This window comes from Sphingomonas sp. So64.6b (assembly GCF_014171475.1).
Lineage (GTDB): Bacteria > Pseudomonadota > Alphaproteobacteria > Sphingomonadales > Sphingomonadaceae > Sphingomonas > Sphingomonas alpina_A.
Genome location: NZ_CP048817.1, coordinates 5,015,338 through 5,029,020, shown reverse-complemented (window position 1 = coordinate 5,029,020; position 13,683 = coordinate 5,015,338). Strand labels below are relative to the sequence as shown.

Genomic DNA, 13,683 nt, shown 5'->3' with positions numbered 1-13,683 from the left:
CCCAGCGTGAGCTTGGATGAGAAGAATGCTCGCCTGACCAGCCCTGCTTTTGCCCGGTTTGAACGCGGCCAGCTTTAAAACGAAAACCTCGGAAAAAATAATTGGAAAAAACCGCTAAACTATGCTCGTTTTCTCCTGATCTCCTTGTGATGGGACGGTGCGTCAGTTCGCGTGCTGGTCGTCGATCGGGGGATAAGTTCGATGGTTGCGATCTTCACCGGCGCTGGAACGGGCATCGAGCGCAGTTCGGCGCGCGTTCTCGGCGGAGCGGGCTTGCTTGGGTCAGCGACCTTGGGGCGAGCGCTCGAACAGGTCTATGTGAACGCCGCCAACGGCAATCTGTTCGTCACGCGGGCAGATGAGTTCCTGATCGGTCGCGGCACCGATATCGAAGTCGACAATAGCTATAACAGCCAGGCGACGAGCCAGCCGGACAACGCGGATAACTGGCGTCCGAGCGGGTACCGCAAGGTTTACGGTCTGTCGGGGACCTATGGAGTGGCCGGCTCGACGGTCACGCGCACTGACTGGGACGGATCCGAGACCGTCTATGCCTGGACCGTCAACTATAACGGCACCGGCGCCAGCGCCTATGTCACGACGGACGGCCAAGGCGCCTATGACACGCTGACCAGGACCGGCACCACATGGACCTGGACCGACGGAGGTTCCCAGCTGAAGGAAAACTATAACGAAACTTTGTTCGGCCGCATCACCGATAGTGTCGACCAGGATGCCAACACGGTCACCTATAGCTATTCCGACAGCACGGCGAGCGCGGTGCTGCAGCAGATCACCGACGCCAATGGCGAGTATGTGAAGCTCAGCTATGATACGCTGACCCGCCGCCTCAACCAGATCGACACTTATTCGCCCGGAACCGGCGGTACGACGCCGACGCTTACCCGGGTCTATTATGGTTATGACACAAGCGGCCGCCTGAGCACGATCAAGGTCGATTACACCCCGCTCGACGGCAGCAAGACCGATAACGCAGTCTACACAACCACGATCAGTTATGACGGCGCGAGCCAGCGCATCGCCGGGATCACCCAAAGCGATGGGTCGGTGTTGCAGATCGGCTATACGCTGGTCGGATCCGACTATCGCGTAACTTCGCTGATCGAGACCGTTGCAAGCGGTGTCACGCGTTCCACGACCTTTGCCTACGACACGGCCAACAAGCGCACCACGATCACCGACGCGCTCGGCCAGGCCACCACGCTCAGCTACGACGCCAATGGCAATTTGCTGCAGATCACTGCACCCCCGGCCAATGCGACCACCGCCGCGCAGATCCGCAAGTTCACCTACAACGGCAATGGCGATGTCATCTCGGTCGATATGGGTGACGGCAATGTCACCGCTTATGGCTATGACACGCACGGCAACCTCACCTCGCAGCGCGATGCGCTCGGCAACACCATTACGCGAACCTATACAGCGAAGAACGAACTCCAGACCGAGACCCGCTATCTCGTGCCCGATCCCGATGGCGCCGGCAGCGGAACCGCAGGCACGCCGCAAACCACGCGCTACGTCTATAACGGCAAGGGGCACCTTGCCTATTCGATCAGTGCGGAGGGCAAGGTCAGCTGGTTCGAATATGACAGCTATGGCCAGCAAGTTGCATCAACCGCCTACACCGTCGCGCAATACACCCTTGCTGCCTCGCTATCGACCGATGACGCGACCGCGATCACGACGCTCAACACCTGGCGCGGTGGCGCGATCGACCGCACCGCAGCGGTCCGCACCGAGCGAGCCTATGACGCGCGCGGCGGACTGATCCGCGAAACGAGCTATGCAAAGCTGCTCGCGACCGGCGCGTTCGACACGACCTCGGAGAAGAGCGAAACGCTCTATGGCTATAGCGCGCATGGCGAACTCATGCAGCGCCAGGTCGTCGTCAATGGCGCGACCAAGACCGAGACCTTTGCCTATGACGGACTGAGCCGCGTCACCCGCACGATCGATCTCGAGGGCCGCACTACCCTCGTCACGTTCACAGACCCCTTGCAGACGACCGCCGTCACCTTCGCCAATCTCTCGACCGAGGTATCGGTCTACAACCTCGCCGGCCAGCTGATCACCTCGACCCGGTCGGCGGCCGATGTCACAGCCCAGGTGACTGGCTATAAATATGACACGCTCGGGCGCCTGCGCATCGCCGCAGATCCACTCGCGGTCAATGGCACGGTCGGCCACCGGACCTTCTTCTTCTACGACAATGCCGGCCGCAAGGTGGCCACGGTCGACGAAGACGGCACACTCACCGAATATCGCTACAATGCCAATAACAACGTCACGAGCACCACGACCTACGCCACCCGCCTGACCGCCACCCAGCTCGGCACGCTCGCTGATGCGAGCGGCAACCCGACCACGGTCACGCTCGATGCGATCCGCCCCGCCGCCGATGCGGCAGCCGACCGCTGGGGATGGACCTTCTACGACGCCTCCCAGCGCCTCATCCGGACGATCGATGCGGTCGGCGCGGTCACCATGTTCACCTATGACGGTGCGTCACAGCTGCTCTCGTCGACCGAGCTGGCGACGAAGATGACCGCCGCCGACCTCAACGCGCTCAAGAACGCAGCCGCGCCGGCGAATATCTTCACCAACCCCAACGCAGCCGCGCAATGGGATACGCCGGCGGGCTCGACGCTTGGTGCCGATGGTCTGATCAGCGGAGTCACAGCGTATCGGATGGTCGCTACATCCAGCGGTCTTGCCTTTGTCGCGGCATCGACCACCGCGCCGGTGAACGCGGGCGACACGGTGACCTTCACGCTCGACCTGCTCGCCGGTTCGGCGACCAGCACTATGGCGAGCCTCGGTATCATGGGGAGTTCCAGCCTATGGGGTGCCGGCACGGATTCGAGTGCAGTCATCGTATCGGGGCCGGGCACGATCAGCCAGACGGTTGGTGGGCTTTTCGCTGCCGGGCTCAGCACCACAACGGTCACCCGCATCTCGATCACCCGCACTTTCCGGCAAAGCGAGAATGCAATAGCGCGCGTCTATGTCGGATCGGGCTCGTCGGGCTCGAGCGCCGGCAACTCGATCCTGTTCGGCAATCCAGCTCTGATCAAAATCGTACCACCAGCAAACATCTTCACCAACCCCAACGTAGGCGCGCAATGGGATCCGCCGGCGGGCTCGACGCTGGGCGCCGATGGCCTGATCAGTGGCGTTACCGCCTATCGACTGACCGCGACGTCCAGCGGTCTTGCCTTTGTCGCGGCATCGACCACCGCGCCGGTGAACGCGGGCGATACGCTGACCTTCACACTCGACCTGCTCGCCGGTTCGGCGGCCAGCACCATGGCGAGCCTCGGTATCATGGGGAGTTCCAGCCTGTGGGGTGCCGGCACGGATTCGAGTGCGGTCATCGTATCGGGGCCGGGCACGATCAGCCAGACGGTTGGTGGGCTTTTCGCTGCCGGACTCAGCACCACGACGGTCACGCGCATCTCGATCACCCGCACGTTTCGGCAAAGCGAGAATGCAATAGCGCGCGTCTATGTCGGATCAGGCTCGTCGGGCTCGAGCGCCGGCAACTCGATCCTGTTCGGCAATCCCGTCCTCGCCCGGCCGGCAGCCGCGCCCCCCGCCCTGCCCGCTCTGGATCCGGCCAGCGACCGTGTCTCACGCCTGTTCTACGGCGCCGACGGCCAGCTGGTCGCCACGCTTGATGCTGAAGGCTTTCTGAGCGAGGTCGTCTATGACAAGTCGGGTCGCAAGACCCGGACCATCGCCTATTCGGGCGCAACCAGCGCCGGCCTGCGCGCCAGCGGCACGCTCGCCCAGCTCGTCGCCAGCATCACTATCGATAACACCAAGGATATCCGCAACTATTTGGTCTATGACGCGCGGGGCTTTCTCGCCGCGACCATCGATGGCGAAGGCGGTCTCACGCGCTTTCATTATACGCCGGCCGGCTATCTCGATCAGCAGATCCGGGGACAGAAGCTCGATCCCGCGAGTCTAATCACGACGCCGCCGACGCTCGCCACTTTGCCAGTGCCCGGAAGTGCCATTCTGGAAACGACCAGCTGGACGCGCAACGCGTTCGGCCAGGCGCTCACCGAGACGCGCAGCCTGACTGGTGCGGCGACCACGACCACAACCTATACTTACGATAATATGCGCCAGCTGGTCTCGACCGTCACACAGGCGGGCGGTACCGATCCCAGAACCTATAGCCAGCGCTATGACGGGCTCGGCCGCCTGACCAGCGAACTTTCCGGCGTCGGTAATGCCGTGCTCGCCGGGATCACCAGCCCTACCCAGGCACAGATCGACCAAGTCTATATCGATTACGGGACGACCTATAGCTACGACAAGGCGGATCGGCTGATCGCCAAGCGCGAGCCACGCGGCCTCGAAACCGCAGGCGCGAGGACGCTCTATTACTACACCGCCGACGGCGATCTTGCCTATCAGATCGATGCGCTCGGCGAGGTGATCGAGTATCGCTACAACAGCTTTGGCCAGCGCAGCGATACGATCCTCTATGCCAACAAGCTTGCCCCGGCGACAATCGCCAGCTGGACCGGCGGTGAGGTCATCTCGGCGGTCAGCACCGCAATCACCGGCCTGGCGTCGGCTGCGTTGGACACTACCGTCCATCTCGATTTCAATGTCGATGGCACGGTCAAGCAATCGACCGATGCGCTCGGCAATATCTCGACCTTCACCTACAACAGTTTTGGCGAACTGGTCGGCAGCACGGTACCGCAGGGCGGCGTCGCGACGATCGCCTCGACCCGCAGCTATGATCGCCGCGGGCTGCTGAAGACCGCAGTGGTGGATTCCGCCGCTGGCGGCAAGGCGATCACCACCAGCTATGGCTATGACGCGTTCGGCCGGGCGGTCCAGCTGACCAACCCGAACAACAAGATCACCAATTCGGTCTATGACCGCGACGGTCGCCTGACGAGCGTCACCGATGCGCTGAACAACCCGACAAGCTACGCCTATGACGCGCGCGACAATCTGGTCGCGGTCACCGATGCAGATGGCAAGATCACGCGTTATGTCTATGATAAAGCGGGGCGCAGGATCGCGACGATCGACGCGCTCGGCGGCGTGGTCACCAACAGCTATGACGCCGATGGCCGGCTGGTCGCGACGCGCGAGTATCTGACCTCGGTCAATCCCGCGAGCCTGCCGCTCGAAGTCACCGAGGCAGCACTCGCGCTGCCCGCGACCAATGCCGGCGACCGCGTCACTCGCTATGCCTATGACAAGGACGGCCAGCTTCGTTTCGAGATCGACGGGCTCGGCCATGTCACCGAATATGCCTATAATGCGCAGGGCAAGGTCCTGCGCACGATCGCCTATGACGGCACGATCGGCGCCGACGGGACCGGCGTCTACGCCGCGACCTGGATCGCGGGCCAGGTCGCAGGCCTCGCCACAGCCCCCGGCACCCGCATCTCGCGTATGGTCTATGATGCCGTCGGCCGCCTGACATACAGCATCGACGCGATCGGCCAGGTCACGGTCGCGACCTATGATGCCAAGGGCCAGCTGACCAAGCAGGTACAGATCGCCGCACTCTACACGACAACCGGCGACCCGCTGCTCGGGGCGATGAACAGCTGGCTGACATCGAACGCCAACGCCACCAACGACCGCACGAGCCGCTCGCTCTACGACCGCAAGGGCCAGCTCGCCTATAGCGTCGATGCGCTTGGCTATGTCACTGGCTATAAATATGACAAGCTCGGCAACGTCCTGAGCCAGTCGCGCTTCGAGAGCGCCTACACCGTCACCGACACCTCGACCGTTGCGGCCATCGATACGCTGATCGGCACGCCTGCGACCGCGCACGTTACCCAGTTCACTTACGACAGCGCCGGTCGACTCGAGACGACAACCGACCCCGAAGGCTTCGTCACCAAGCTGGTGCTTGATCAGATCGGCCAGATCGTATCGTCGACCGACGCGTTCGGCACCAGCGACGCCACCATCACCGCTTATGAATATGATGCGGTCGGCAATGTCATCAAGGAAACGCGCGGCTCGGGCACGACCGAAGCCGTCATCACGACGTTTGCCTACGACAAACTCTACCGTCTGACCGACCGCACCGTCGCCGCGACCACCGCAGATGCCGCCACGACCAAATGGGAATATGACGCGCTCGGGCGCATGACCAAGGAAATCCGCGCCTTCGGTGTCACCGAGCGTGCCGATACCCTGTTCGTTTATAACAGTTTCGGCGATGTGGTGAAGGTCACCGATCCGCGCGGCAACTCGACCTATCGCTGGTACGACAATCTCGGTCGCGTCACGCACGCGCGCGGTGCGGAAGATCAGCTGACCCAGACCAGCTATTCGAACCTCGGCGACATCTCGTCCATCACCATGCGCTTCAACCTCGTAACCGGCACGGCCGACCTCACAACACCACCCTCGGTCGTTGCCAATGCCAAAGACGCCACGACCGGCTTTGCTTATGACAAGCTCGGCCGATTGAGCAGCCAGACCGACGCCGAGGGGTATCCGACCAGCTACAGCTATACACGCGGCGGCCAGACAGCGACGGTCACCCGGGCGTCCGCAACGACCACGCTTGCCTATGACAAGCTCGATCGGCTCACTAAGTCGACCGACGCGGTCGGATTCTACGAATCCTACGCTTATGACGCGTTCGGCAATCGCACATCGGTCACCGCGAAGTCGTCGACGACGGTCATTGGTGCGGGCGCCACCACCACATACACCTATGACAAGCGCGGCCTGTTGCTAAGCGAAACCTTGCCGATCAGCTCGGTCAGGAGCGACGGCACCGTCCAGGCTACAAGCGTCATCAACAAATTCGAATATGACGCCCGCGGCAATATGAAGAAGCGGATCGAGGCGTTCGGCCTGACCGAGCAGCGCGCCACGCTTTACACTTATGACAGCCTTGACCGGTTGAGCACGACGGTCGGCGACGCAGTGCCAGTCGGCACGACCGGCACTAGCACCGTGCCGATCGAACGATTTGGCTATGACAGGCGCGGCAACCTGATCGCTTCTCAAGCGACCGATGGCGGCTTCTCCTTTTTCTATTACGACAAGCTCGATTGCAAAGTGGCTGAAGTTGGCGCGACAGGCACATTGCAAACATGGACTTATGACCGCAGCGGCAACGTCGCGTCGACGCGGATTTATGGCGACGCGCTCACCGCGCTACCGGTCGATCCGGAAAGCATCACCAGCCAGATCGTCCGCATGTATCATATGGCTCTGGGCCGCGTGCCGAATGCCCTGGAGGTGACAAACTGGACGTTCCGGATGACAAGCCTTTATCCGGGGCCAAATGCACTTGCCACCGCTTTCGGAGAAATCCTTGGTGATAGCGGAGTCCAAGCGCGTCTGGGGGCGGCCGACAACGCGGCGTTCATCACCCAGCTTTATCAGACCGCATTTCATCGCGATCCAGTGACTTCGGAAACGAATGTCTGGCTTGCCAACATGAGCAGTGGTTGGACGCGCCCAGCTCTTTGCGCCTATTTTAGCGAGTATAACGAGCACCGGATGCTCTCATCGACAGCGACTGCGGAGGGCATCACATCGCTGATACCGGCAACGCCTATCAACGCGGCGAATTATCGCGAAACAACCTATCTTTATGACCGGGCCAATCGCCTGACGACAACGACCGTGGCCGGCGTGCGCAGCGGTCGGTGGAATGGCAGTTCGTACGATACCGTGGTCGGTTCGCTGTCGAATACTATCCAATATGACGCGAACGGCAACGCCGTGAAAACGACCGATGCCAACGGCAATCTGGCCTACAGCTATTACGACAAGCTCGGCCGCAGAACCGCCTCGGTCGATCAGCAAGGCTATCTGACGACCTGGACGCTCGATGCCGAGGGCAACGCCCTTACCGAGCGGCGCTACGCCACCGCCGCCACCGGCGTCGTAATCGGTACGCCGCCTACGGTAGCGAACAACGCGGCGGACCGCGAAACCATCTTCACTTACGACCTGAACGGCCGGCGCCTGACCGAGAAGCGTACCGGCGTACTGAGCTACAAGATCGACCCTTCAAACGGTGTGTTGTCGACCGATGTTACCGATGCGATCATCCGTTATGACTATAACGGCCTCGGACAGGTCACCAAAAAGACCGAGGCCACGCTTGATGCGCTGACCTACAGCTATGATACGGCCGGTCGGCTGATCAGCGAAGCGCGCACGCCCTATCTCGACAACAGCGCCACCCCGGTCAGCGTCACGCCGACCTTGCGTTATTCCTACAACGGTCTGGGCGACCTGACGCGCACGCAGCAGGGCGGCGCGACGATCGACAACAGCAACGATCATATCACGCGCTACAGCTATGGTGCGGGCGGTCGGCTGACGTCGATGACCGACGCCAACAATCAGGTCCGCAGCTATGTCTATGACATTGCCGGCCGCAAGATCGGTGAATCATACGCTCGCGCCAACAGCGCCGGGGTCGCCACCACCGAAGGCATCGCCTATCAGTACGACTTGCTCGGCCGCCTGACGCAGCAGACGATCAATACAATCTCCGGAACGACCTGGAGCGCGGTCGGCGACAAGACCAACATTGCCTATAATGCCTATGGCGAGGTGTCGCAGCGTGGCATCTCCGGCGCGTCTGCCGCCGCGATGTACCAGGAACAATTCGCCTACGACCTGGCCGGCCGCGTCTGGCGTACCAATTCCGGCGACGGCGTCTGGCGCTTTGCCGCCTATGACAAGAATGGCAACCAGTCGCTTTCGATCGAAAGCGAGGGCACCGATCTCTCGGGCAAGACGCTCGATCAGGTGATCGCCATCGCCACCAACAATGGCGCGAACACCGTCGGCGCGGCTTATGTCGACGGCATCAACGTGACGGTCATGCAATATGACGGCCGCAACCAAGCTACAGCAACGATCCTGGCGAGGCGTCAGCTGATCGGCACAGCGACCACCACCGCCACCACGACCGACCTCATCAGCACGCGCGGCTACAACGCGTTCGGCGAGGTGATCTGGGAGCGCGATGCCCGCCAGGCGGCCTATACGACCAGCCAGACACGCACCAACTACACCTACAACACGATGGGCCGGGTCATTTCGATCGTTCGACCGGAGGTATCGGTCACGTCGACCGCAGGCATCGCCAGCACTCTGGCCCCGACCGATGAATATTTCTACGACTTGTCTGGGCGCTTGATCGGCCAGGAGGACGCCAACGACTATCGTACCACGCGGGCACTATTGGCGGGCACCGGCTATGGCGGTACCGAGGCGCTGGTCGCGAAGGAATGGCACCCGCTGCTTTCAGGCAATGTCAGCAGCGCCTATGACGTGTTCGGCGACCTGAAGAAAGTGACCGACGAGATCGGCCGCGTCACCACGATGGGCTATGACAAGCTCGGCCACCTGACCAGCGTGGCGCATTTTGGCGGCCTGACCGACACTTACGTCTATGACGTGCTCGGCCAGCGGGTGAAGCACTGGAACAGCTTCCTGGGCACAGGCAATGTCGAGACAACCGACTACGACGCGCAAGGACGGGTCAGGGCGACGGCGGCATTCGGCGGCGACACCACCTCGACCAGCTATGTCTGGAACAGCGCGATCGCGACCAGTCTGCTCGGCACGTTCGGCGGCTGGACGCAAACGACGACCTTTATCAACGGCAGGACTCAGATCGAGGTCAGCGACCTGTTCGGACATATCACGTCGAAGACCGACATGGGCGGCAATGTGGCCGAGTCCAGCTATGACAGTGCCGGACGCCTCACTGCTCTGACCTATCCGGGCTCTTATCCGGACACGCTGGTTTACACCTATCTTAACTCGGGTCTTGTTTCGACGATCACCAAAGGCCTTTACGGGACCGCCGCCGCCCAGGAAAGTTTCAACTACACCCGCACAACTTATGGCTATGATGAAACTGGCCGCGAAACCTCAGAGCTCATGGGCGTGGCAACTGGCCAATGGGTCGAAACCGGTCATTATGATCATTGGGGCGAGTGGATATCGGACGGCGAACATTATGTTGCCGAAAACTATACCTATCAGAACGCAACCGCCACCTATGACCTGCTTGGACGCATGACCAATTGGGCTGAGGCCGGCAGCAATTGGGAAACGGCAGCGACCATCGCCTGGAAGTATGACGCGGTCGGCAATATCCGCAATAAATACGCGACCTATATTACCGTGGAGAGCCCCGGCACTACGCCCACGGCGAAGAACCAGGACCTCTGGTATCTTTATGACGTGATGAACCGGGTGGTGACCGCCAAGGGTATATTGCAGGCGGGAGCAATCGTTCGCGGAACGACGGGGTCCGACTATATGTACGACGCGGCGGGACAGCAGGTTCAGCGTCTGACCAGTGCCTCCCGATCCGGATACTATAACGACCCCTTCGGGGGCTATTCGTTTCCCTATGATTATCAAGCGGATATCCGAGAAACCTACGCCTATAATGCAGCCGGCAGCCTGGCGACAGTGTCGCTGGCCGAAAGCGGATACGACATATACTCCGGCCCGTCTCCGATACCGACAACGGATACGCTACGCTCGACCTACACCTATGACGCGATGGGCCGGGTACTGAATCAAGTCGATTATACCTCCGGCTCGACGACCGGATATCAACGCACCGTCACTTACAATGCAAAGGGTCAGATCGATCATGATGTCGTAGGCCAGTTTCAGGGTGCCGACTATTTCTCAAACACGACATATTATAATTATGGCGTCAGCACCGACTATGCACTCGGCAGCGTACGATCGACGTCCGTCACCACAACAAAGAATGGGGGCGCCTATACGACTGGTTCGACCACGAATACGATCGGCTGGTACAATGGCGCGGTGACGCTTAACACGGTGAATTCAACGAGCGGCCTGATCGATTATAACACCACGTTCAGTTATGACGGCGACGGTACGCTGACGCGGATCCAGGTCGGCGGGGCAAAGGCTCGCTACGTCTATTACAGTAACGACCTGCAGGGTCAGGCGGTGCGCCGTGACGAATGGGGCAATAATGGCGTCCCCTCTCCGCACGAAATGTGGTTTCGCTTCGGCGGCAAGCAACTCGGCTATGTCAGCAACAACGGCACCGACGAAACAGATTACCAGACCTCGATCGACAGCCGCGGTGCGACCGGCACTGGCCTGATGCGTGGCGGTGCCTCGACCGGCAAGGCCTATGCCGATTTCGACCAGAGCGTCAGTCCCTATACAAGCTATGATCAGGGTGCATCGGGTGGCAGCTACACCGTGCAGGGCGGAGACACGCTGTCGAGCATCGCAGCCCAACTCTGGGGCGATGCCAATCTCTGGTACAAGCTGGCCGAGGCCAATGGCCTGGGCGCTACCAACGCACTGTCCGAGGGGCAGATGCTGTCGATCCCCTCCGGGATAAACAGAACTTCCAACACCGCGAACACCTTCCGCCCCTATGATCCCTCCGAGATCGTCGGCGATATCAGCGGATCCAATATCCAGCCCAAACCAAAGGCCAAGAATAACTGCGGCATATTTGGACAGATACTCCTCGCTGCGATCGCGATCGCGGTCGTGGTTGTGAGTCAGGGAACCTTGAGCGCCGCACTCGGTCCTGTTCTCGGTGGGGCCGCCGCCGGTGCGGCAGGTAGCGTGGTCAGCCAGGTGGTTGGTCTCGCCACCGGCATCCAGGACAAGTTCAGTTGGAAGGGCGTTGCCCTCGCCGCAATTGGCGGCGCGGTTGGCGGCGGTTTGAGCGCCGCCGGCAAGGCGGGTGCTGCGGCTGCGAACGCAGCCACGAAAGCACAACAGGCTTTAGGAACTCTGGGCAAGATCGGCAATTTCCTGAACGGTTCCGGCTTGGTGGTCGACGTGGTGCGCGGCGTGGTTAGCAATGTTGCCATGCAGGGGATCGCGGTTGTCACGGGGCTTCAATCGAAGTTCGACTTTGCAGGCGTCGCAACGGCAGCTGCGGTCAGCGCTATGGCTGGGGTCGCCAATCGCACCTTGGCTAACAATGGACTCGGTGTCGCTTCAGCCAACATAGATAGTGCCACACCGCGCAATGCGGCCTTTTATACCAATCAGGCTCTTTCGGGCATGGCTGGCGCGATCGCCGGCGGCGCGACGCGATCGGTGCTTACCGGTACAAATTTCGGCGATAATATCATAGCAGCCCTGCCCGATGTGATCGGCGCGACCATCGGTAATTTGCTCGGCGATCGCGTCACTGGGCAGGGCAAGATAAAGATCAACATGAACGAGCTCAACAAGAGCAATGACGGAGTCATGCTCAAAGGCCAATATTATGACACCTTTTCGGGCATGGGCGCGGGCGGAGGCGGAAGCCAAGCACTTTTGATGGGCCTATCTGCTATTCTACCTAAAACTGGAATGCCGACACTGGAGATTAGCGGCGGCAAGCTGCGTACATCCAGCTTATTCAACTCGACAGTGAATTTGACTGCGCAGAATTCAGACTGGTCATGGAAAGACATCTACAATTACGGGACTAGTATCCCGAGAATTGTCAAGGACTGGGCGGCTGAAGCTCGCGATTATTTTGACCCGGAGCATAATGGCATCATGGATGACATTATCGTAACCGCAACGCGTTACTATCGCGACACCGGCTTGGAGAACATCGTCAACAAACTTTCGGTAACTTTTACGAGCCCCAGATCTGAACAGACCAGGGGCATTGCGCAACCGGGCGTTCGCACCGGGCGCGGCTACGACATCATGGGTCAGCCATACAATGGCCGCTCAAACTACAACATGTTCACGCAGTTCGGCAATATCATGTCGGATGTCAGGAATGTGTCAGCAAGCACGACACTCAGAAGGCTCGGCCAATGGGGAACTTATGAGGTTCCCGATGCTCAACAGAATTTGGCCGAAATAAATGATCCTTATCGCGGCATGACCCCGAAGGGTCGCGCCTTCGCCAAGGAACTCGATATGCTGGAGGGCGGCACAGCGAGCGGAATTGCTTATGGTGTGGCAACTGAGATGGGCGCTAGTGAAAGCACCCGCGTCTTTGCCCATGATATGGCAGGTGCCATAGAGGGCTTGGCAGGCTCGGCTGCGGTCGTCAGAGGCGGTCGGCTTCCAGTTGTCGGGAACCAGAACCGTTTGGACGTCGTGAGCGAGCGTCGCGCCGCAGAGAGTCTTCCTCTCAACACCAAGGTGGCGTTGCAGGGGGTGACAAATCGGGCTGTGGCTGACCTAGCGGCTAATCCCGGCCTGGCTCGCGACTTAATGAGTCCAGGTAGTTATCGGCATCTAGTTGAGGGTACCAATCTGGCGCCGGCCAGCTACGGCAAGGCCGTGGAACGGTTGACGGGCCGCTATGTCCAAGCCGATTCCGAACTCAGCCAAATCCTTTCATATCAGTCGCGTCCCTTCAAATCGACGCCCGACTTTTTAGGGTATGAAGGCTATAATCTTCGCACTCTGGACATCACCACCGAGGCTGGGAGAGCAAGCCATTTGGCAAGGCCGTATGGGCCATATACAGACTATGTGACGCATCCCGGCCTCCCCCCCAGCTTGGTATTCCCACGATGAAAGAGTTTAAAAATGAGACCTTTTCTCGCCTTTTTGACCGTGGGGATCGCCTTCGAATAGAGGATGTTGCCTTTCATGAGTGCCTATTCGAGAATTGCGCTCTCTCTCTAACCCAAGACATCG

The 13,683-nt window shown here is 60.4% G+C and carries 1 protein-coding gene; it reads left to right on the top strand.

The features are described from left to right. Window positions 1-201: 201 nt before the first annotated feature. Window positions 202-13,560 (top strand): LysM peptidoglycan-binding domain-containing protein, encoded by a 13,359-nt coding sequence (locus G4G27_RS23850; protein ID WP_183110966.1) that lies wholly within the window; start codon window positions 202-204, stop codon window positions 13,558-13,560. The last annotated feature ends 123 nt before the right edge of the window (window positions 13,561-13,683 follow it).